Origin of the sequence: Agrobacterium rubi TR3 = NBRC 13261 (genome assembly GCF_000739935.1) — a bacterium.
Taxonomy (GTDB): Bacteria; Pseudomonadota; Alphaproteobacteria; order Rhizobiales; family Rhizobiaceae; genus Agrobacterium; species Agrobacterium rubi.
Window position 1 is genome coordinate 121,114 of the sequence record NZ_BBJU01000002.1, and the last position, 21,239, is coordinate 142,352.

General features: G+C 59.1%; 16 protein-coding genes and 2 pseudogenes. 8 read left to right on the plus strand and 10 right to left on the minus strand.

The features are described 5' to 3' along the window. The first annotated feature begins 155 nt into the window (after window positions 1–155). The 3 genes from RRU01S_RS01035 (at window position 156) to RRU01S_RS01045 (ending at window position 1,252) form a co-directional block, all read left to right on the plus strand. Window positions 156–335 (plus strand): CsbD family protein, encoded by a 180-nt coding sequence (locus RRU01S_RS01035; protein ID WP_045228383.1) that lies wholly within the window; start codon window positions 156–158, stop codon window positions 333–335. A 63-nt stretch (window positions 336–398) separates the two neighbouring features. Beyond that, complete coding sequence (locus tag RRU01S_RS01040) at window positions 399–740, plus strand: BON domain-containing protein (RefSeq protein ID WP_045228384.1); 342 nt, start codon at window positions 399–401, stop codon at window positions 738–740. After that, window positions 737–1,252, plus strand: a complete 516-nt coding sequence (locus RRU01S_RS01045) for a DUF992 domain-containing protein (protein WP_045228385.1) — start codon at window positions 737–739, stop codon at window positions 1,250–1,252. Before RRU01S_RS01040 ends, RRU01S_RS01045 begins: the two co-directional genes overlap by 4 nt. Window positions 1,253–1,349: 97 nt before the next feature. Here RRU01S_RS01045 and RRU01S_RS01050 read toward each other — a convergent pair whose 3' ends face one another. The 6 genes from RRU01S_RS01050 to RRU01S_RS01075 all read right to left on the minus strand — a co-directional run bounded on the left by RRU01S_RS01050 (window position 1,350) and on the right by RRU01S_RS01075 (window position 8,592). Then, window positions 1,350–1,814, minus strand: a complete 465-nt coding sequence (locus RRU01S_RS01050; RefSeq protein WP_045228386.1) for an NfeD family protein — start codon at window positions 1,812–1,814, stop codon at window positions 1,350–1,352. A 1-nt stretch (window position 1,815) separates the two neighbouring features. After that, window positions 1,816–2,880, minus strand: coding sequence for an SPFH domain-containing protein (locus RRU01S_RS01055; RefSeq protein ID WP_045228387.1), 1,065 nt, complete (start codon window positions 2,878–2,880; stop codon window positions 1,816–1,818). A 45-nt stretch (window positions 2,881–2,925) separates the two neighbouring features. Then, on the minus strand, window positions 2,926–3,975 hold the full coding sequence (gene hemH / locus RRU01S_RS01060) for a ferrochelatase (RefSeq protein ID WP_045228388.1): 1,050 nt from the start codon (window positions 3,973–3,975) through the stop codon (window positions 2,926–2,928). A gap of 484 nt (window positions 3,976–4,459) precedes the next feature. Continuing rightward, window positions 4,460–6,409: a 5'-nucleotidase C-terminal domain-containing protein gene (locus tag RRU01S_RS01065; protein WP_045228389.1), complete on the minus strand. Its 1,950-nt coding sequence runs from the start codon at window positions 6,407–6,409 to the stop codon at window positions 4,460–4,462. Window positions 6,410–6,615: 206 nt separating this feature from the next. Continuing rightward, window positions 6,616–6,987: an outer membrane lipoprotein Omp10 gene (gene omp10 / locus RRU01S_RS01070; protein WP_045228390.1), complete on the minus strand. Its 372-nt coding sequence runs from the start codon at window positions 6,985–6,987 to the stop codon at window positions 6,616–6,618. Between the two features lie 156 nt (window positions 6,988–7,143). Then, a complete protein-coding gene (locus tag RRU01S_RS01075) occupies window positions 7,144–8,592 on the minus strand; it encodes a homospermidine synthase (RefSeq protein WP_045228391.1) in 1,449 nt (482 codons plus the stop codon). A gap of 244 nt (window positions 8,593–8,836) precedes the next feature. Here RRU01S_RS01075 and RRU01S_RS01080 point away from each other — a divergent pair, with 244 nt between their 5' ends. After that, window positions 8,837–9,739, plus strand: coding sequence for a sensor domain-containing diguanylate cyclase (locus tag RRU01S_RS01080; RefSeq protein ID WP_045228437.1), 903 nt, complete (start codon window positions 8,837–8,839; stop codon window positions 9,737–9,739). 243 nt (window positions 9,740–9,982) lie between these two features. On the opposite strand, the gene RRU01S_RS01085 is transcribed toward RRU01S_RS01080, so the two are convergent. After that, window positions 9,983–10,618 (minus strand): aminotransferase class IV family protein, encoded by a 636-nt coding sequence (locus tag RRU01S_RS01085; RefSeq protein ID WP_045228392.1) that lies wholly within the window; start codon window positions 10,616–10,618, stop codon window positions 9,983–9,985. An 85-nt stretch (window positions 10,619–10,703) separates the two neighbouring features. Next, a complete protein-coding gene (locus RRU01S_RS01090) occupies window positions 10,704–12,548 on the minus strand; it encodes a M3 family oligoendopeptidase (RefSeq protein ID WP_045228393.1) in 1,845 nt (614 codons plus the stop codon). Between the two features lie 170 nt (window positions 12,549–12,718). Between RRU01S_RS01090 and RRU01S_RS01095 the strand changes: the two are divergent. The 4 genes and pseudogenes from RRU01S_RS01095 to RRU01S_RS01105 form a co-directional block, all read left to right on the plus strand. Next, a pseudogene (locus RRU01S_RS01095) lies at window positions 12,719–13,907 on the plus strand (sigma-54-dependent transcriptional regulator); the annotation flags it as partial. Between the two features lie 167 nt (window positions 13,908–14,074). Continuing rightward, window positions 14,075–14,275 (plus strand): annotated as a pseudogene (locus RRU01S_RS26825) (helix-turn-helix domain-containing protein); the annotation flags it as partial. Window positions 14,276–14,481: 206 nt separating this feature from the next. Next, the gene (locus RRU01S_RS01100; RefSeq protein ID WP_045228395.1) at window positions 14,482–16,380 is read left to right on the plus strand and encodes a peptidoglycan L,D-endopeptidase MepK; all 1,899 of its coding nucleotides are present in this window, start codon (window positions 14,482–14,484) and stop codon (window positions 16,378–16,380) included. A 483-nt stretch (window positions 16,381–16,863) separates the two neighbouring features. Further along, a complete protein-coding gene (locus tag RRU01S_RS01105) occupies window positions 16,864–19,068 on the plus strand; it encodes a hypothetical protein (RefSeq protein ID WP_052815895.1) in 2,205 nt (734 codons plus the stop codon). Window positions 19,069–19,146: 78 nt separating this feature from the next. Here RRU01S_RS01105 and pyk read toward each other — a convergent pair whose 3' ends face one another. Next, on the minus strand, window positions 19,147–20,586 hold the full coding sequence (gene pyk / locus RRU01S_RS01110; protein WP_045228397.1) for a pyruvate kinase: 1,440 nt from the start codon (window positions 20,584–20,586) through the stop codon (window positions 19,147–19,149). Beyond that, window positions 20,586–21,068, minus strand: coding sequence for a DUF1036 domain-containing protein (locus RRU01S_RS01115; RefSeq protein WP_045228398.1), 483 nt, complete (start codon window positions 21,066–21,068; stop codon window positions 20,586–20,588). Before RRU01S_RS01115 ends, pyk begins: the two co-directional genes overlap by 1 nt. Window positions 21,069–21,239: the final 171 nt, after the last annotated feature.

Here is a 21,239-nt window from a genome sequence, read left to right on the forward strand (position 1 = left end):
CCGTAAAAAAGGTCATTTTCTACCAATCCGAATAGTATTTTCCGCTCTGCAAAAGCTTGGCATACGGCAGTATCTCCTATGGCATGACGTTGGCTCCCTTGCGGGCTCCCACCCACGTCAGACCGTTAAAAACACAGTCTTAGGAAGGATACATCATGGATAAGAACCGTATCGAAGGTGCCGCCAAGGAACTGAAGGGCACGATCAAGGAAGCCGCCGGCAAGTTGACCGGCAACAGGAAGCTTGAAGCCGAAGGCCGGGGCGAAAAGATCGCCGGCGAAGTGCAGAGCACCTTGGGCAAGGGTGTAGACGCCGTCAAAGGCGCCCTGAAGTAAGCGTCGATCCAGCCATCGGGCTCGCCAGATCTGGCAGGCCGGACCCAAGGAGGCAAGCCCGCCATGTTCTTTCCCGTTTTCTCACCGGCATCTGACTCATCGTCCGGCCAGTGTGCAACCAGTGCCGCTATCAAATCGTTATTGGCCTACGCGCACGGTCTTGAAGATTGCCAGATCGACGTTGAGGTTTCCTCGGGAATTGTCATGCTCACCGGCAAAGCGAATTGCATTGCTGCCGTGGACACGGCGATCGGGATTGCCGCCGACGTTTCATCCAGGCCCGTCTTCAGCGATATCGATGTGCGCGAGACGTGCCTGACCCCACCCACACCGCCTGCCCGCGATCTTGAAAGAGACCCACGGACATCCGGCAAAATTCTTCACATGAAAAGAGACAAGACATGAAAAAGACACTCATCCTCGCGCTTGCAGGCGCCATGGCCATGACTTCTGCTGCCTCTGCTGCCAGCACGCACCACAACCGTAAGCCTGCCGAAAAGGTGGTTTCGCAGCCCAAGCAGCGCCTCGGCACATTGTCGTGCGAAGTTGCAGGCGGCATCGGCCTTCTGGTCGGCTCCAGCCGCGCCGTGGACTGCCAGTTCAAGCAACGCGGTGGCAAGGTGGAACGCTATACCGGCAGCATCGGCAAGCTTGGTCTTGACGTGGGCGTCACCGGCAAATCCTACATCAGCTGGGTCGTCGTCAACACCGAACCAACGACCGTCGGCCAGGGTAGCCTTGCAGGCACCTATGTCGGCGCATCCGCCCGCGCCTCGCTCGGCATTGGCCTCGGTGCCAACGCCCTGGTCGGCGGCAACTCCAAGAACTTCGGCCTTCAGCCGCTCAGCGCCGAATCCGGCATGGGCGTCAACGTCGCCGCCGGCGTCTCGCGTCTTCAGCTGCGCACTGTCCGCTAAGGTCTGAATGAATGACCGACGCCCCTTTTCAGCTTTGGAAGGGGGCGTCTTTTTGCGTTTTGGGCTGGGAGACCCGTGCCTGATGGTGGCGTAAACCTCAGCTCTCGATCTTCTCCACCACCAGTGTCCGCCCATGCGCCGACGCGATGCGCACGCGGGTGCCTGCGGGGAGATCATCGCCCTGCACCGGCCACCATGTGTCATCCAGCCGAATACGGCCGCGGCTTTCCGTGATGGGGTCTTGCAAGGTGGCGGTGCGGCCGATGAGGCTGGCTTCGCGCTGGTTGAGGAAGGGCTCGTCGGTTTTGGCGTGATTGCGGCCGTAGTAGCGGCGGCCCAGGATGGCAAAAGCAATTGACAGAACCGCGAACAAAAGTAGCTGAACGTGCCAGCTCCAGATGGCCGTATCCCACAACGCCAGCGAGATGGCGCCGATGACGAGGGCGGCGGCTCCGATCCAGATCAGGAACACGCCAGGGGCGACGAGCTCGGCGGCGAGCAAGATGGCTGCCAGTATCCACCAACTCCAGGGGCCGAGATCGGTGACGAGCCTTGCGATCATCTCATCTCTCCGAGGACGGGCCGAACGGATTGTTGGGGATGGTCACGTTGATGGTCTGGGCCGATGGGCGGCTGGAGGATGGTGGAACGGAACTGCGCTGCCTATTCTGGGCAGGGTTTTCAGGCGCTGCCGCAGCATCACTATTCTTGCCGAACACTTCCTTGGCGATGGCGCCGATGCCGCCGAGCGAGCCGATCAGCGAAGAGGCTTCCATCGGCATCAGCACGATCTTGGAGTTTTTCGCGGTGCCGATGGCCGCCATAGCTTCGGTGTATTTCTGGGCGATGAAGTAGTTGATGGCGTGGATATCACCGGCGGCGATGGCTTCCGAGACCATACGGGTGGCGTTGGCTTCGGCTTCGGCCAGACGTTCGCGCGCCTCGGCATCGCGGAAGGCGGCTTCGCGCTGCCCCTCAGCCTCGAGAATGGCGGATTGCTTGGCGCCTTCGGCGCGCAGGATCTGTGCGTTACGCGAACCTTCGGCTTCCAGAACCTGGGCGCGCTTTTCACGCTCGGCCTTCATCTGGCGGGCCATGGAATCCACGAGGTCCTTGGGCGGGGCGATGTCCTTGATTTCGATGCGGGTGACCTTGATACCCCAAGGGCCTACGGCTTCATCGACCACGCGCAACAGGCGGTCGTTGATAGCGTCGCGGTTGGAAAGCAGCTCATCGAGATCCATCGAACCCATGACCGAACGGATGTTGGTCATGGTGAGATTCTGGATGGCAAATTGCAGATTGGTGATCTGGTAGGCTGCCTGGGCGGCGTTCAGCACCTGATAGAAGGCAACCGCGTCTGCCGAAACGCTGGCATTGTCCCTGGTGATGACCTCCTGGGTTGGAATATCCAGCACCTGTTCCATCACGTTCAGCCGCGCGCCGACGCGCTCGATATAGGGGGTGAGGATGTTGAGGCCGGGTTCCATGGTGCGCGTGTAGCGCCCGAAGCGTTCCACCGTGTAGCGATACCCCTGCGGCACCGTCTTGATACCGGCAAACAGCGTCAGAATGACGAGCCCCACGACGACGATCACGACAATATCGAAACCACCCAGATCAAACATCCCCATCTCCCTCATATGCTGGCAGGTATTGTCTCAGGCTGGTGTTTATACCCAGCCCTGCAACTCCCTGCGTACAACCTTTTCGAGAACCCGCATACCCTCTGAACTGTCGTTCAGGCAAGGGATATGTGAAAACTTCTCGCCACCGTTGTGGTGAAAGATTTCGCCAGCTTCGCCCGCGATTTCTTCCAGTGTTTCCAGACAGTCGGACACGAAACCCGGGTTCATGACCGCAATGCGCTTGACGCCGTCCTTGGCCAGCTTTTCCACCGTCTTGTCGGTATAAGGCTGCAACCATTCTTCCGGCCCGAAACGGGACTGGAAGGTGATCATGAAACGGTCTTTGTCCAGCCCTAGCTTTTCGCGCAGCAGGCGACCCGTCTTCATGCATTGGCAATGATAGGGATCGCCCTTTTTGAAATAGGACTGCGGAATGCCGTGGAAGGAGGCGAGGATTTTTTCAGGCTCCCAATCCAGCGTCGCCAGATGCGCTTTGACGGAATTGGCGAGCGCATCGATATAGGTGTCGTCATCGTGGTAGGGCGGCACGGTGCGCAGCGCGGGTTGCCAGCGCTGCTTCATCAGATATTCGAAGGCCTTGTCGTTGACGGTGGCCGTCGTTGCTGCCGCAAATTGCGGATAGAGCGGAAACAGCAGGATTTTTTCGCAGCCCTGCGCCTTCAGCGCGTCCATGCGTTCGGCAATGCTCGGGTTTCCATAACGCATGCCCCAATCGACCACGACATTGGGCAGGTCGGTCAACATCTTGCCGAGCGCCTCGCCCTGGTTGCGGGTGTAGGTGCGCAAATAGCTTTCGTTCAGCTCGTGGTTCCAGATTTCCTCATAGGCCTTGCCGACCTTCTGCGGGCGTTTGTTCAGCACGATGCCGTAGAGAATGGGGTACCAGAACAGCCGCGACCACTCGATGACACGCTTGTCGCTCAGGAATTCCGCCAGATAACGGCGCATGGATTTGTAATCCGTGCCATCGGGTGTGCCGAGATTGACGAGGAGAACGCCGACCTTACCGAAGGCGACCTTCGGGTGATCTGCGGGGAAATGAGCGGTTTGAAGCGTGGAGTTATCTGCGATCATGAAATCGTCCTGAACCTACATTGTTTGGCCAGACATACGCCAGGACCATCGTGTTGGATCATGTTGTAGAGCATTGATCCGCCAATCTGAATTGATTTTTGATAGAACCTGCGCGGCATTTCAACGCGTGGTGAGGGCTTAGTGATATATAGATATAAGTGTAGCCATCTGAGTTTTGAGTAGCGATGCGGCAGAGGTCAGTATGCGTGGCTCACCCCCCTCTGTCCTGCCGGACATCTCCCCCACAGGTGGGGAGATCGATATGCCGCAACGTTGCGGCCATCTTCAGCGTCGATCATTTTAGCGAAGGTCTATCGCCTTGCCGATCTACCCCCTTGAGGGGGAGATGTCCGGCAGGACAGAGGGGGTGAGCCACACCCGCTGACCTCTGCTGCAAGCGGCAATTATGCGTCCGCGATCAAAAATAAAGTCTTCTATCGAAGCCCGCCATCGAAGCAGCCTTCGATAGAGTGATGTCGAACAATTACTGTGCCGGAACGTTCAGTTCTTCACCAACTTCGATGTGGTTTGGACGCTTCAGCGCGTTGGCTTCGGCGATCTTCTTCCACTCTGCGCCATTACCGTATTTCTCGGCGGCGATTTTCCACAGCGAGTCACCGCGGGCAACGATATATTTCGCAGCCTCTGCCGGTGTTGTGGCAGGGGCCGATGTCGTGGTTGCCGGTGCCGGAGTGGTTGGCGCCGTTGCGGCTGGAGCGGGAGCCGCAGGTGCTGTGGCGGCTGGAGCCTGCGCGGTTGTTGCAGGTGCAGGGGCCGCAGGAGTTGCTGGCTTGGCTTCCTTTGGCGGGGCAACGTAGTCGGCTGGCGTTACATCCATCACGCGGCCATCGGTGTAAGGCTTGTAGGGGCTGTGCGAACCGATATAGGCGGCCACGGCATCTTCAAGGCTTGGTCCGAAGTCGTAGGGGTTGATGGCCTTGGTGGCGAAGGTCTTGAAGCCATCGCCGCCGGTGCGGGTATAGTTGTTGGTCACAACACCATAGGTCTTTTCAGGGTCGAGCTTGACGAAGCCGTCGCCTTCCTTGACTTCGACGGAAACGATGCGGCTTCCGGCTGGCTTGGAGCGGTCGAAGCTGTATTTCAGGCCAGCCGTCTGCACGAAGCGTCCTGCGCCTTCCTCGATCTGGCTCGCACCATTTTCAAGCGCTGCGACGAGATCGACGCCCTTGATCTGGAAGGTGGCGATGGAGTTCTGGAATGGTAGGACCGTCAGCACTTCGCCCATGGTCACAGGACCGGCGTCGATTGAGGCGCGCAAACCGCCGCCGTTCTGAATGGCGATGGTGATGCCCTGGTCCTTCACGCGGTCAAGCAGCGCATCCGACACCAGGTTGCCCATGGTGCATTCCTTGACGCGGCAGACTTCGCGCGCGCCATCGATTGGTGCTTCGCTGGTGCCGATTTCCTTCTGCTTCATTTCTTCCAGCGGGGCGGCCAGTTCGGCGACGCGCTTGGTGAAGGCTTCGTCAGGGGTGACGGATGCGTCGAGCAGCTTCGGTGCGCCGCTGGTGGACTTCACCACGCCATTATCGTCGAAGGTGACAGTCAGATCGCCGAGATATTTGGAGTAGGCATAGGCTGTGACGATCGGAACATCGACGCCGGATGGGTCTTTGACGAGTGTGGGGTATGGGCCTGCAGCCTTCGGATCGGTGCTGGAGAGCAGCGTGTGGCTGTGGCCGCCGACGATGACGTCGATACCATCGACAGAGCGGGCGATTTCCTGATCCTTGACGTAGCCGACATGCGAGAGCACGACGATCTTGTTGACGCCCTGATCCTGAATTTCCTTGACGGCACCCTTGAGATACTCGATCTCGTTTTCAAACGTGACCTTGTCGCCGGGCGAGGATGTTTCGTTGGTATCGGTGGCCAGCACGGACAGGACGGCGACCTTCTGGCCGCCCATTTCCTTGATGATGTAGCCCTTGAACTTGTCTTTCAGCTCGGAGCCGTCGGCAATCTTGGTGTTGCCGGAAATGATCGGGAACTTGACCGCATTGATGAGCTTCAGCAATTCTGCCGGGCCGTCATCGAATTCGTGGTTGCCGATGGCCATGGCGTCGAAACCGATGCCGTTCATGAATTCGGCAACGGGACCGCTTTTATACTGCGTGTAGAACAGCGAACCCTGAAACTGGTCGCCAGCATCCAGCACGAGAATGTTGGCGTTAGCGCCAAGCTCTGTGCGGCGGGCGTCGATGGCGCTTTTGACGCGGGCGATGCCGCCGAAGCATTCCTTCTTGTCGGCTTCAGCCGTAGAGCAGGTGGAGTCGAACTTGTTGATCGCTTCGATACGCGAATGCAGATCGTTGATGTGGAGAATATTGAGCTGGTAATCGGCCAGAGCCGCACCGGCGGAAAGCGCAACAACCGATGCGGTCATCAGGCCAAATCTCAAAATCCTGTTCATCGTCTTCTCTCTCCTGTTTTGCCGTATACGAAGCCGGGAGGCTCGTCCTGCCACCATAGCTACTGCGAAATCATGACACTGGTTCAAAGGCGATGTTTTCATCTCGCAGCATCTGCCGCAAGTAGAAATATGACAGGGTTGTGCAAATAAAAAACGCGCGCTGCACGCGCGCGTTGAAATTAACGCAAGCACTCTGTTTTGCTGGCTCAGCCCTGACGCGTCAGCGTAAACTGGCTGTTGCTATCCGTGGTGCAGTTGAGCTGCGAACGGGAGATCAGCGCGCAATTGACGCGTGACTGCGTGTTGCGCACCAGCGAGGTCATGTTGATCTCATAGAGCGTTGGCGACAGCGTCACATAGGTGCCGGATGCCAGCAGCGTGTTGCTGTCTGTCGAGCGTGTGGAGAAGGCGCCCGCCTGGAAGGTGGAGACGATGCCGTTCTTGTCCACCCAGCGGCCATCGACCGCCGGACCCTGCGGCATGGCGGATGCCATGGGGCGAGGCGATGGCGCGTTAGGAGCGCATGAAGAGGCGGCAATTGCGGCCAGAACCACGGCGGCGCCTGTCTTGAAATTCATCTCTTTCGTCTCCTGCGATTCTGCCCGATCTACTTTGAAAGACCATGGATGGAAGTTTAATTTAATGCAAGCGAACGACAACCGCTATGCACCGGTTCCCCGCGCCACCCACAAAACGGCAAGCGTTGCAAACCGGCACCAGTAGTCGCAAAGTGCTTATCCTCGCACCAGAATATTGCGGAACTGCCACGGATCGCTGGTGTCGATATCTTCCGGGAAGAGGCCAGGCCTGCCATCGATCGGCGTCCACTCGGTGTAATGGCCCTCGACCGGGCCGAGGTAACGCTTCTGGATTCCAAGGCAACGACGGTAATCGATCTCGTCTGCTTCGACGATACCGGCCTGCGGGTTTTCCAGCGCCCAGACCATGCCGGAGAGAACAGCCGAGGAGACCTGAAGGCCCGTCGCATTCTGGTTGGGAGCAAGCTTGCGAGCCTCTTCCAGCGTCAGGCGCGAGCCGTACCAGTAGGCATTCTTCTCATGGCCGTAGAGGAGAACGCCGAGTTCATCCGCACCATCGGTCAACTCGCCTTCGGTCAAGACGTGCTGCACTGGCTGGGCTGCGCCGCCATTGCCGAACATCTCGTAGAGCGACAGAACGGCGTCGTTGCACGGGTGATAGGCGTAATGGCAGGTGGGGCGGAAATCGACATGGCCGCGCTTGTCGCGTACGGTGAAATAGTCGGAAATCGATATCGCTTCATTGTGGGTCACGAGCAGGCCGTATTGCGCCCCAAGCGTCGGGCACCAAGTGCGCACGCGGGTGGTAGCGCCGGGCTGGTCAAGGAAGATGGCGGCCTTGTTGCCCTTCTTCTGCTTCTTGGCGTTCTTCGGCATCCATTTTTCGTGGCTTCCCCAGCCCAGTTCCGCCGGTTGCATGCCCTCGGCAATGAAGCCTTCGACCGACCACGTGTTCCAGAAGGTGTTGAAGGGCTTGGGGTCATTGGCGCGCTGCGTGTCGCGTTCGGCAATGTGAACGCCCTTGACGCCCAGCGTCTGCATCAGCTTGGCCCAGCCTTCGCGGTCGCTGGCAACAGGTTCTTCGAATTCCAGCCCCGTGTCGTTTGCCAGATTGACCAGCGCCTGTTTCACGAACCACGAGACCATGCCGGGGTTTGCACCGCAGGTGGATACGGCTGTGGTGCCGCCGGGGCGCCTGGCCTTTTCCTTCAGCATGGTTTCGCGCAACGCATAATTGGTGCGCTGAGCGTTATCCGCATCGGTGTCGAAGTAGAAGCCGGGCCAGGGTTCCACGACCGTGTCGATGTAGAGCATGCCGTATTTGCGGCACAGCTTCATCAGATCGACGGAGGAGGCATCTACGGATAGGTTGACGCAGAAACCTTGGCCTTCGACATTCTTGACGAGCGGCTTCAGCACATCCTTGTAGTTTTCCTTGGTCAGATGCTCGCGCACATGCCGGATGTTGCGGCTTTGCAGGTAGTCGGAAATGTCTTCACGCGGATCGATGACGACGAGCCTGGACAGGTCGAACTTGAAGTGCCGCTCCAGCAAGGGAAGCGTGCCGCGCCCGATGGAGCCGAAACCGATCATGATGATGGGACCGGTAATTTCGCCATAGATCGGGTATTCAGCGTCCGTCATTCTTTAATTTCCTGTTTGAAGACAAGGCTTAAGCTAGATCATTCGTTCTCAACAATAAAGGGTAGCCGGATGACGGGCGTATGAAGCTTGGCGAAAAGCCAAGCTCTTAGACGTCTGTTTGTGAGAAAATCATCCATATAGCTTAGGACTACGCGTTTCCCCTCTCAGAAACTATAATAGATTCCAAACCGGATGCGTCCTTCGGTTGGAGGGGGTCAATATCGTGAGGCAAGAGACTGCCAGCCTGGATGGTCTGATCGAGCGCGTTCTTGCGCTACAGGACATGACACCTGTTTTCATTGCTCTTTTCGACACGGATGACCGGCTGCGTCACGCCAACCGCGCCTTTCGCGAGGCGTTCAATCTGGCCGGCGATGCTTTTCCGACATGGGCCGAACTTCTGCGAGCGAACTATCACGACAGAAAAGGCCTGATCATCACCACCCAGGATTTCGAGGCATGGCTCCTGTCGGCGCAATCGCGCCGTGGCAAGCTGCCGTTTCGCGGGCTGGAGCTGGATTTGCACGACGGGCGCTGGATCTGGATGACAGAGACCGTACAGGACGATGGCTGGATGCTGTGCGTGGGCAGCGACATCACCGCGCTGCGGCAAAACCAGCGCAGTCTGCGCCAGGACCGCGACATAGCCTTGCGCGCAGCCCAAACGGATGAGTTGACCGGAACCGCCAACCGGCGCTTCGTTTTTGCCAAGCTCGATGTCCAGATCGAAAAAGTGCGAAACGGGACGGAATGCCCGTTCGGGCTATGCGTCATGGATATCGATCTCTTCAAGACCATCAATGATCGCTTCGGCCATCAGGGTGGCGACACCGTGCTGCGCGACTTCGTCAAAATCGCCCACTCCACGATCCGTCGTTCCGATTGCTTCGGGCGCGTGGGCGGCGAGGAGTTCATGCTGATCATGCCGCGCACGGTTCTGTCGGAATGCATCGGCATCGTAGAGCGACTGCTGGACAAGGTCGCTTCTTCCTGCCCATTCCCCGGCGCTACCGACTTTTCCTATAGCTGCTCGGCGGGGCTGTCGCTGTATCGGGCCGAGGAAACCGGTGCCGATCTTTATCAGCGCGTGGATCATGCGCTCTATGCGGCAAAGCAGAAGGGGCGTGCTCGGGTAGAGTGGGTTTAGAGTGAGTTATTCGGCGGTTGTGGGTGCGGCTCACCCCCCTCTGTCCTGCCGGACATCTCCCCCACAGGTGGGGAGATCGACTCGTTGAGACTTCTCGCCCATCTTGAAGGCTGCGGATAGAGCGAGGGAGCAAGCGTCTAGCCGATCTCCCTCCTTGTGGGGGAGATGTCCGGCAGGGCAGAGGGGGGTGAGCCACACCCGCGGTGCCTAAACGTAAAGCCAAGGAAAGCGTGGCCGCTCACCTCAAACCAACTCCGCAGCCACCAACCCATGCAATGAATTACCAACAAACAGCTTCCGTCCCGCCAAATCCGCTGGCTTCAGTGCCTGTCCGCGGGCCTTGCGTTCGCGGATGAGATCGGCGCGCAGAACGCCGGGCAGAATGCCGCTATCGAGTGGCGGGGTCAGCAATTGGCCTTCCGCACCCTCCACAAAGACGCTGGTGGTGGATCCCTCGCAAATTTCGCCGCGCTCGTTCAAAAGCAGGACTTCGTCCGCTTCCTTGGCTGAAAACTCCGCGCGTGCCGCGTCATAGGGTTCACGGCGCGAGGATTTGTGGCGGTAGAAGGTGTCGCTGGAATCGAGCCGCGTCTTTTCCGCAATCTTCACCCGCCAGACGGCGCCCTCACAAAGCGGAATGAAGGGTTCGGCGGCAATGTCGAGTTCGCCCTTGTAGTTCATCACCACCCGCACGGTCATCGGTTCGCTGCCGCTGACGGCGGCGTTCAACGCTTTCACGGTATCGGCGGGTGCGCGAAAACCCAGCGCATCGGCAGAGCGCAGCAGGCGGCGCATGTGCTGTTCCAGCCGCTGGAAGCCGGTGGTGGGCTCCCAGCGGAGCGTTTCCCGCAATGTCAGGTCACCCGGTTTGCGTTTCATGCGCGTCGTCCGTCATGCTGTTTCCGTAAAATAAGGTATGTAAAACCGGCGAAGCTTGCCCGAGATTGGAGCGTCGCCGGTCCTCTCATTCTTTATCCAACGCTTCCAACTCGTCGATCAAGCCTTCGATCATGGAAAGACCCTTGTTCCAGAAGGACGGGTCGGTGGCATCGAGACCGAACGGCTTCAGAAGTTCGGAATGGTGCTTGGTGCCACCGGCCTTCAGCAGCTCGAAATACTTGTCCTGAAAACCGCTATCGGCATTCTGGTAGACCGCATAGAGCGAGTTGACGAGGCAATCGCCGAAGGCGTAGGCATAGACATAGAAGGGCGAGTGGATGAAGTGGGGAACGTAGGTCCACCAGTTTTCATAGCCCTCGGAAATCTTGATCGCCGGTCCAAGGCTTGTCTGCTGGACGGAGAGCCACAGTTCGCCGATCTGTTCTGCGGTCAGTTCGCCGTCCTTGCGGGCGGTGTGCACCTTGCGCTCGAATTCATAAAAAGCGATCTGGCGCACCACCGTGTTGATCATGTCTTCGACCTTGCGAGCCAAAAGCGCCTTGCGCTCACGCTTGTCCTTGGTGCCATCCAGCAGCTTGCGGAAGGTCAGCATTTCGCCGAAGACCGATGCCGTCTCGGCCAAGGTCAGCGGCGTTGCGCACATCAGAGCGCCCTGTCCACCGGCCAATACCTGATGCACGCCATGGCCCAGCTCGTGCGCCAGCGTCATCACGTCACGCGGCTTGCCGAGGTAATTGACCAGCACGTAAGGGTGCGCGGAGGGCACGGTGGGATGCGCGAAGGCACCCGGTGCCTTGCCGGGACGGGCGGGGGCATCGATCCATTCCTCATCGAAAAAGCGGCGGGCGATATCGGCCATCTCGGGTGCGAAGTCGCCATAGGCCGAGAGCACCATGTCCTTGGCGTCGTCCCAGGGAATGACGGCGTTCGACGTGTCGGGCAGCGGCGCGTTGCGGTCCCAATAGTTCATCTGCTCCATGCCGAGCCACTTGGCCTTCATCTTGTAATAGCGATGCGACAGGCGCGGATAGGCCTGCGTCACCGCCTGCGCCAACGCATCCACCACCCCGCGCTCGACGCGGTTGGCCAGATGGCGGCTGTCGGCGATGTCTTCGAACTTGCGCCAACGGTCGGAGATTTCCTTGTCCTTGGCGAGCGTGTTGGTAATCAGCGTGAAGACGCGCAGATTGTCCTTGAAGGTTGCGCTCAGCGCCTGCGCTGCCTTTTTACGGGTTTCCGTGTCCGGTTCCTGAAGCAGGTTGAGCGTTTCTTCCAGCGCCAGGCTCTTGCCGTCGACCTCAAAACGCAGCTCCGACATGGTTTCATCGAACAGGCGGTTGAAGGCTGCGGCACTGGTCATCGACTTTTCGAGGAACAGCTGTTCCAGACTGTCATCCAGCTGGTGCGGCTTGTCCTTGCGCAAATCCACCAGCCACGGCTTGTAATGGCCGGTCAGCGGATCGTTGGCGATGGCCGCATCGATGGTCGCGTCTTCGATGCGGTTCAGCTCGAGCGCGAAGAACAGAAGGTTGGAGGACATCTCGGTGAGCTTCGACTGGGCGTCGCCATAAATCTTGCCGTTGGCCGGGTTGGATGTATCGGAAAAATAGGTGAGGCCAGCGAAGGAACCGATGCGGCCGAGAAGATCGTCCAGCGCTTCATATTCCTTCAGCGCCGCGCCAAGACCCTGCTCGCCGGAACTCTTGGCGGCGGCTTCCAGCTTGCCCTTCCATTTGGCTTCGAACGCCTTTGCGTCGCTCGCCGCCTTTTCCAGCGCGCCCCTGTATTCTGATGAATCGGCAGAGGGGTAGAGATCGGACAGCTTCCATGTCGGGAGGTCACCGAGGGCGGCAGCCCCTACGTCTGCGGGCGAAAAGGCGGGCAGGGGGATCGATGTCTTCAAGGTCATGTCGGGCTTTCCTCTTTATCTCTTCGCCAAAGCATATGGGGGCTCTGTTTCCCGTGGCAATGCATAAAATGCAAGCAAATCTCAAAACTGGATGTTCAAGCCTTCCATGTCACATTCAGTTCAAAGGGCCAGCATGAAGCAGGTCCATAAACCGGAAACCGGAGCCTGACATGACAGCGCAAGTACTCGTTATCGATGACGACCCTGTTCAGCGCCGCCTGCTTAAACAAGCAGTGGAGCGTTATGGTCACCACCCAATCCTTGCCGAAAACGGCAGGGTCGGACTGGAGCTGTTGAAACAACACAGCGGCGATATCAGCGTGATCGTTCTTGATCTGATGATGCCGGAGATGGACGGTCTGTCTTTTCTCAAGGCTGTCGGAGAGCTAGGCACCGATGTGCCTGTCATCGTCCAGACCGGCCAGGGCGGCATCGATACGGTGGTGCAGGCCATGCGCGCCGGTGCTTTCGATTTCGTGGTCAAGCCCGTGTCGCCAGAGCGCATCGGTTCGGCCATTGCCAATGCGCTGAAGCTCGACCAGCGCGAGGCCAAGGCCCGCACCGGCAAGCGGTCGCGCAACCACGCTGTCAATTTCAACGATATCGTGTCGGCCAGCCCGGCCATGCTGCGAGTCATCGAACTGGCGCAGCGGGCGGCGCAATCCAATATCCCGGTCGTGCTGGAAGGCGAATCCGGCGTCGGCAAGGAAATGATCGCGCGTGCCGTGCAGTCGGGCAGCGACCGTTCGGGCAAGCCGTTCATCACCGTCAATTGCGGTGCCATTCCGCATAATCTTGTCGAGAGCATCCTGTTCGGACACGAGAAGGGTGCCTTTACCGGTGCCACCGAAAAGCACATGGGCAAGTTCATGGAAGCCGATGGCGGCACGCTGTTTCTGGACGAGATCGGCGATCTGCCGCTGGAAGTGCAGGTCAAGCTTCTGCGCGCCGTGCAGCAGGGAGAGATCGAGACTGTCGGTTCGGCCCGTGTCCAGAAGGTCAATGTGCGGCTGATTTCGGCCACCAACAAGGATTTGATCGAAGAGGTGAAGGAAGGCCGCTTCCGCGAAGACCTGTATTACCGCCTCAACGTCTTCCCCATCACCATTCCCGCTCTTCGTCGCCGCAAGGAAGACATTCCCTATCTGGCGCGGGTGTTTGCAGAACGTTTTTCTGTTGAGCAGAAACTGCCGCATTCGCTGGGTGTGAGCGCCGGTGCGCTGGCCTTGCTGACGGCCTATGACTGGCCGGGCAATATTCGCCAGCTGGAAAATGCCGTGTTCCGCGCGGTCGTTCTGGCGCAGGGTGACGAGTTGACGGAAGCGGATTTCCCGCAGATCGCGCTTCAGGTGCCGGAATTTGCCGGTGACGTTGCCGACCACGAGATTCCGCATCGCCCGACCGAGCGTTCGCTGCTGGTTGCGCAGGCGCCTGAAAGCAAAAGCAGTGCCGCAGACATCATGTCCGTCATGGAAGCCATGGCGACGGATGAAGAGCGCTCCGCATCTGTGTTCCCCGGTGGAAGCCTGATTGCTTCAACCGATGACAGCGGCGACGTTCGCAAGATTGCCGATATCGAAGAGGAACTCATCCGGTTTGCGCTGCGATTCTATCGTGGCCAGATGAGCCAGGTGGCCCGCAAACTCGGCATCGGACGTTCCACACTCTACCGAAAGTTGAAGGATTATGGCATTGATCCCGATGATCCGCTGCGTGACGCCGCTTGATGCGGCGGATGCGGTCTTAGTTTAGCAAATGCAATATTTGTTAACCCCTGAGCAAGGATATTCACTTACGGTCTGTAAACCTCTTGTTAGTGAGGCGTTCACTATATAGAGGAAGGTTGCATATGTGTGGCAAATTTGCCATCGTGTCACCGTAATTGAGGTTCACTAGGACAATGTGACGAATTGTCTGCCAGGCGGGGATCAAATTGCCTTATCTGCATCGGAATAACGCGCTGACCGCGAAGGTCGCGCGTGGCTTGATCAAAGATATATGCACGAAGCTGTCGGCACGCGTTGTCACCTGCGTTTGTTTGTTGATGGCCGGTTTGCCTGCGCTTGGCGTTTCGGCAACGGAAGCGGCTGCTGAAACACGCAGTCTCAAGCTGTATTATATCCACACCAAAGAAAAAGCCGTCATCACCTTCAAGCGAAACGGCAAGTACGACCAGAAGGGTCTGCAGGAGCTGAACCGATTCCTGCGTGACTGGCGTCGCAACCAGCCGACCAAGATGGACCCGCGTCTGTTCGATCTGGTGTGGGAAGTTTACCGCCGTTCCGGTGCCAACGAATACATCAACGTCGTCTCCGCTTTCCGTTCGCCCGAGACCAACGGCATGCTGCGTTCGCGCACCAAGGGTGTCGCCAAGAGCAGCCAGCATACGCTCGGCAAGGCCATGGACTTTTATATTCCCGGCGTGAAGCTTGGCCGTCTGCGCGAAATCGCCATGCAGATGCAGATCGGTGGCGTTGGTTTCTACCCGACCTCCGGTTCTCCCTTCGTGCATCTTGACGTCGGCAATGTGCGTGCCTGGCCACGCATGAGCCGCCAGGAACTGGTGCGCATTTTCCCCAAGGGCAACACCATTCACCTTCCATCCGACGGCAAGCCTTTGCCCGGTTATGACCAGGCGCTCGCCGATTATCGCAAACGCGTCAGCTCGTCTTCCATTCAGGTTGCCAGCACCGCAGGCGATGGCCCAGCCTCGTCCTCCTCATCGGGTGGCAAGCGCAAGACCTTGCTCGCAGCCCTGTTTGGTGGCGGCGATGAGGACGAAGATGCCGAAGGCATTGCAACACCGGCACCAGCCGCGCGCTCTGCCGCACCCGCCGCTGCTCCCGTAGCGCAGGAGCCTGAAGAAGAGGCAGCACCGACAGCTGTGGCCGTTGCATCCGCAACGCCTCTTCCGGGTGGCGCGAACGCACCGCTGCCGACGGCGCGCCCAACCTTCCGCAATCAGGAAGGCGCGACGGGTCTGGCGACAGCGCTTTATTCTCCAGCGCGTAATGCAGCGCAGGATGCACTTCAGGCCGCGACCACGCCAACACCGACCGCCGCCCCTGCCGAACAGCAGTTTGCCGATCTCGCGCAATACTCTATTCCTGTGCCGACCCTTTTGGGGCCGCGCCGCATGAAGGGTGATGCCGATGGTACCGTCATGGCGGCTCTGGGTTCTGAAAACATGCCGGGCGATGCGCTTGCGGCCCATGTTCCGGTTCCTGCCAACCGTCCGGCTGTTGCAGAAGCGCTGCTGGCAACGGCCAATTCCGACGCCGAAGATCAGGGCGACGAGGCTGAACAGCAGCTTTCGCCTGTCGTGGTCGCTGCGCTTGAGCAGAGCGGCCAGGATGCGCGTTCCGCAATGATCGCAACAGCGATGCCAAGTGCTGCGCAGTTCCCAGCCTCCGCTACAAGCATCGGTTCTGCCCTACCGGCCAGAAAGCCTGTCCACACGGCGAAGGCTGGTCCAGCCCAGACCATGCAGGACGAACAGGCCTATGGCGATGACTTCGATGTCAAGCCACAGACAAACACCAGCGGCCTGACGGCTGGCCTGCCCACCAAGGGCGGTCGTCCAAGCAAGAAGGAAGCTGCTATCGCCGAACAGGCAATGGTCAGTGGTGGTCGCTTGACGCAGGAAGCCATTTCGGACTGGGCATTGAGCCAGGACAAGGGCGTCACCGGTCGTGCCGTCAAGGCACCGCGTGTCGTGAACAACCGCATGCTCAGCCACGATATGTCGGCGTCTGCGGCAACGGCCAGCTTCCGTCCGGGCGCTGCTGCCATCGATTCCAGCCGCTTCAGCACGCCGGTCAAGATGCCATAAGGTAATCTGTCGGTAGCCTTCAAACGTCAAAACCGCCCCGCTGTCTTACAAAAGATAGCGGGGCGGTTTTCGTTTGGAGTGGTTGTGACGGCAGTTTCCATAATGCTTTAAGGCGAGCTTGACGGGTGATATCGGCGCTGTTAGCTTGGTTAACAGTCGGTTATATTTGCGCGTGACTTGAAACCGCGCTGTATCATTTGACTATATGCGAGACAGTCTTTGTCTCGTGGCGCAAAGGGCCGGGATTGGATTGATCCCAGCTTGCATGAAGCTCCTTCATTGCGCCGGTTCTCGCGAGCCATGTTCCCTGAAAATCCTGATTTGCGTGACGTGTGATGTGGGCCTTGTTGCTACCGCCCTCATCAAAAACTTTGTGTCGGTTGCTATGATATCTGCCAATAGGTCGTGTTTATCGCAATGTCGGGGCAAGATTCGTCACGTAAAAGGTCATCTCTGACCAGTAATCGATGGTGTCGCGCGCTCATGACTACAATAGCCAACCTTGCTCCCAAGCAGATTTCCCAGCTTTCTATCTCCACGATAGCGGGGCTGACGACCAGTGATATTGGCGAACTCAATTCCGCGCAGATCAAAGCCTTCACCTCCACGCAAGTGGGTGCGCTGACGACCACGGTCGTCTCGTCGCTGTCCACCCAGGCGGTCGGAGCACTGGCGCCCAAATCCATCACCGGACTGACGCTGTCGCAAGTGGCCGCACTCGGCACGACGCAGGTTTCGGGCCTGTCGACCGCGCAGGTCAATGCGCTCTATGCCAGCCAGCTCGACGGCTTCTCGTCCACGCTGATCGAGGCACTGAACACGGCGCAGGTCTCGGCGTTGAGCAGCCAGCAGGTCGGCATTCTCTCGGCTGGTGAACTCAACAGCTTTACCTCGGCAGAAATCGCCTCGATCAAGAAAGCCTCCATTCCCGGTCTGAGCACATCGGCACTTGCGGGTCTGTCCACCGATAAGCTTATCGCGCTCACCACCGTGCAGGTGGGAGCTCTCACGTCGTCGCAGATGAAGGCCCTGACCTCGGAGCAACTCACGGCGCTGACGCCGGAGCAGTTCTCCGCCTTGACCGCAAAACAGATCGCCGGTCTTTCCACCGTTGTGATGAACACGCTGAGCAGCGACAAGCTCGCTGCCCTCAGCACCAAGCAGATTTCTGCCCTGACCACGAGCCAGTTCGACGCCTTGAGCTCCACCAGCCTTGTTGCGCTGAATGAAGGTCAAGTCTCGGGCTTGAGTACGCAGCAGGTCTCGACGCTGTCGTCAGGCGAACTCAACAGCTTCACGCCCGCCGAGATCGCGTCGATCAAGAAGGCGTCCATCGTCGGCCTGTCGACCGCAGCACTGGCCGGTCTGTCGACCGACAGGATCGCGGCGCTGACCTTGACGCAGGTCGCGGCCCTGTCATCGACGCAGATGAAGGCACTGACCTCCACGCAGCTCTCGGCACTGACGGCGGATCAGTTCTCGGCACTGACGACCAAGCAGATTGCGGGGCTTTCGAGCGACGTTCTCGCCAATCTCAGCAGTGCACGGCTTGGCGCTCTGAGCACCAAACAAATCACGGCGCTGACGACGGCGCAGTTCGAGGCCTTGAACTCGACCAGCCTGGCCGGTCTCGATGCGCAGCAGGTTTCCGGATTGACCGCCAAGCAGGTCGCAACGCTGTCTGCGGATGAACTCAACAGTTTCACCGTCGAAGAAATCGCGTCGCTCAAGAAGGCAGCGATTGCCGGATTGACGACGACGGCACTGGCGGGGCTCTCGACCGACAGAATTGCCGGATTGACGACGACACAAATCGCAGGCCTGTCTACCCAGCAGGTGCAGGCTTTGACCTCGCAGCAGATATCGGCACTGACGCCTGAGCAGATTGGCGCCTTGTCGGCCAAACAAATCGGTGGCCTTTCGACAGCGGTCATGGCCAATCTGGATGGTGGCGTTCTCGCGGCCTTCAGCACAAAGCAGGTCGCAGCCCTGACGACTGCCCAGTTCGACGCGTTGAGCAGCGCAAGTATCGAAGCCCTTCAGGAAACGCAGGTTGCTGGTCTGAACGCCAAGCAGGCCGCAACCTTATCGGCCACGGAACTGAACAGCTTCACGGCAGAAGAGATCGCAGCGATCAAGAAGACCGCGATTGCGGGATTGTCGACCTCCGCGATTTCAGGTCTTTCCACCACATTGATCCAGGCCCTGACGACGGGCCAGATCGCCGCGCTATCCACCACCCAGATGAAGGCGCTGACATCCGATCAACTGGGCGCACTCACGCCTGAGCAGTTTTCCGGTCTGACACCACGTCAGATTTCCGGGCTCTCGCCGTCTGCCGTCAGTCAGCTCGGTAGCGATAAACTGGCAGCCATGGGCTCCAAACAGATCGCTGCTTTGACGACGGCACAATTCGACGCACTGAGTGCCGACAGTATCGAAGCGCTGACCGACGTTCAGGTGGCGGGGTTGAGCGCCAAGCAGGTTGCGACGTTGGACGCGGATGAGCTGAACAGCTTCGAGGCCTCAGAGATCGCATCGATCAAGAAATCTGCCATTGCCGGACTGTCGACAGCGGCGCTCAGCGGAATGACGGATGAGAAGATCGAGGCGTTCACCACGGCGCAAGTCCACGCCATGAGCGCGGCGCAGGTCAATATCGTGGTTGCCGCCTATAAAGACAACTAACGGCAATTGCCTCCCAAACGAAAAAGGCGCGGTCGAAACACCGCGCCTTTTCTATTTGGATCGATTGTGCTGAACGGATCAGACGCCGCTCTGTCCGTCGGAGCCGATATAGGCGATGCGGACCATGTTGGTGGCGCCGGGCGTGCCGAGCGGAACACCGGCCGAGATGATGATGCGGTTGCCGGGTTTGCCAAAGCCTTCGTCGACGACGATGCGGCAGGCGCGGTTGACCATGTCGTCCTGGTCGCTGGCGTCGCCGGTGACCACACAGTGCAGACCCCAAACCACAGACAGACGACGTGCCGTCTGGATGATCGGCGACAGCGCGATGATCGGAACCTGCGGGCGTTCACGCGCCGCACGAAGACCCGTCGTGCCTGACGATGTGTAGGTGACGATGGCCGACAGCCCCAACGTTTCGGCAATCTGGCGGGCGGCCAGCGAAATGGCGTCGGCACCGGTTGCTTCCGGCTGCGGGCGCTGTGCGTAGATGATGTTGGAGTAGTAGGGGTCCTGCTCCACGGTGCTGGCGATGGAGGCCATGGTGGACACGGCCTCGACCGGGTAATCACCGGAGGCCGATTCGGCCGACAGCATGATGGCGTCGGCACCTTCGAACACGGCGGTCGCCACGTCGGACACTTCGGCGCGGGTTGGAACGGCAGCCGAAATCATCGATTCCAGCATCTGCGTGGCAACGACGACGGGCTTACCGGCCTTGCGGCAGGCACGTGTCAGCTGCTTCTGGATGCCGGGAACGGCTTCCAGCGGCATTTCCACACCAAGGTCACCACGGGCCACCATCAGTGCGTCGGAAAGGGCGATGATTTCCTCGATGCGCTCGACAGCCTGCGGCTTTTCGATCTTGGACATCAGGCCAACGCGGTTACCGGCGATCTTGCGGACTTCGACCAGATCTTCCGGGCGCTGAACGAACGATAGTGCGACCCAATCGACATCGTCGGTCGCCAGCACGGCATCCAGATCGACGCGGTCCTTGTCGGTCAGAACGCCGACGCCCAGCAACGTGTCGGGCAGGCTGATGCCCTTGCGGTCGGAAATCTTGGTGCCGGAGACGACTGTGGTGACGATGCTCTTGCCGTCGCATTTTTCAGCGCGCAGATGCAGCTTGCCATCATCGATCAGCAGGCGGTCGCCGGGCTTGACGGCTTCGAGAATTTCAGGATGCGGCAGGAACACGCGGTTCTTGTCGCCGGGCGCCTCGTTGTTGTCGAGCGTGAAGGTCTGGCCTGCAACCAGATCGACCTTTGTGTCTGCGAACTTGCCGACGCGCAGCTTGGGCCCCTGAAGGTCGGCCAGAATGCCGATGGGGCGGCCAACGCGGCTTTCGACCGAGCGAATGCGCTGGATGAGGGTGCGCATCACGTCATGGCTGGCATGGCTCATATTGATGCGGAAGAGATCAGCGCCGGCCAGATGGAGCTTCTCGATCATTGCTTCATCGGATGATGCTGGGCCGAGAGTTGCAAGGATTTTGACTTTGCGGTTACGCTTCATCAGTTCTGACTTTCCTGTGTACCTGGCGTGTCAGAAAGCTGGACCATCCAGCTTCCCTGTCGGCCCGTATCGTATTCCTTGAAACCCATTCGTTGGAAACTACGGGCATAGCAATCATCCACGCCGGTGATCTTGAACTCGTTTTCCGCGACGCACATGTTCACGTCGCCTGTCCATCTGCCGCCACGGGCAGCATCTTCGGCGTAGAGATAATAATAGCGGGATTGCAGCTCACCCTCGATCAGCGTGGCGCATGTGGAGGCAGGCACCTGCCACCAGCCTTCGCTGATCCAGCCTTCCTGTGCACGGTAGCCGATGGCCACGCCCACGAGGTTCTGTGTGCTGTTGCAGACACGGAAATCCGCCAATGCCGGTTCTGCAAGAAGAAGCGGTGTGGAGAAGAGGGTGGCGGCGCAGAAGAAGCGGATCGCGCGCCGGTGTTTGTGAAGCTTAGCGGAGAATGTCTGTGTCACGGCTTCCATCCGGATTCCATGGTTATAAAATGAGAACACTTCTTGGCGCGGGCGCCCAAGAAAGTCAACGCAAGTTCAATCGATTGTATCTGTATGGAATATCGGCGGCGGTGCTGCGGATAGCGTTCAGACCGTCGTAACTTGCGCGTGGCGCCGAGCCATGGCATCAAGCGTCTCTCC

Bases quoted from the DNA above. Each gene is read 5' to 3' on its own strand.
- RRU01S_RS01065 (WP_045228389.1), bottom strand. From the start codon at position 6,409: ATGAACAGGATTTTGAGATTTGGCCTGATGACCGCATCGGTTGTTGCG.
- RRU01S_RS01075 (WP_045228391.1), bottom strand. From the start codon at position 8,592: ATGACGGACGCTGAATACCCGATCTATGGCGAAATTACCGGTCCCATC.
- hemH (WP_045228388.1), bottom strand. From the start codon at position 3,975: ATGATCGCAGATAACTCCACGCTTCAAACCGCTCATTTCCCCGCAGAT.
- RRU01S_RS01055 (WP_045228387.1), bottom strand. From the start codon at position 2,880: ATGTTTGATCTGGGTGGTTTCGATATTGTCGTGATCGTCGTCGTGGGG.
- RRU01S_RS01050 (WP_045228386.1), bottom strand. From the start codon at position 1,814: ATGATCGCAAGGCTCGTCACCGATCTCGGCCCCTGGAGTTGGTGGATA.
- RRU01S_RS01105 (WP_052815895.1), top strand. From the start codon at position 16,864: ATGACTACAATAGCCAACCTTGCTCCCAAGCAGATTTCCCAGCTTTCT.
- RRU01S_RS01085 (WP_045228392.1), bottom strand. From the start codon at position 10,618: ATGAAACGCAAACCGGGTGACCTGACATTGCGGGAAACGCTCCGCTGG.
- RRU01S_RS01115 (WP_045228398.1), bottom strand. From the start codon at position 21,068: ATGGAAGCCGTGACACAGACATTCTCCGCTAAGCTTCACAAACACCGG.
- RRU01S_RS01040 (WP_045228384.1), top strand. From the start codon at position 399: ATGTTCTTTCCCGTTTTCTCACCGGCATCTGACTCATCGTCCGGCCAG.
- RRU01S_RS01045 (WP_045228385.1), top strand. From the start codon at position 737: ATGAAAAAGACACTCATCCTCGCGCTTGCAGGCGCCATGGCCATGACT.
- RRU01S_RS01035 (WP_045228383.1), top strand. From the start codon at position 156: ATGGATAAGAACCGTATCGAAGGTGCCGCCAAGGAACTGAAGGGCACG.
- pyk (WP_045228397.1), bottom strand. From the start codon at position 20,586: ATGAAGCGTAACCGCAAAGTCAAAATCCTTGCAACTCTCGGCCCAGCA.
- omp10 (WP_045228390.1), bottom strand. From the start codon at position 6,987: ATGAATTTCAAGACAGGCGCCGCCGTGGTTCTGGCCGCAATTGCCGCC.
- RRU01S_RS01090 (WP_045228393.1), bottom strand. From the start codon at position 12,548: ATGACCTTGAAGACATCGATCCCCCTGCCCGCCTTTTCGCCCGCAGAC.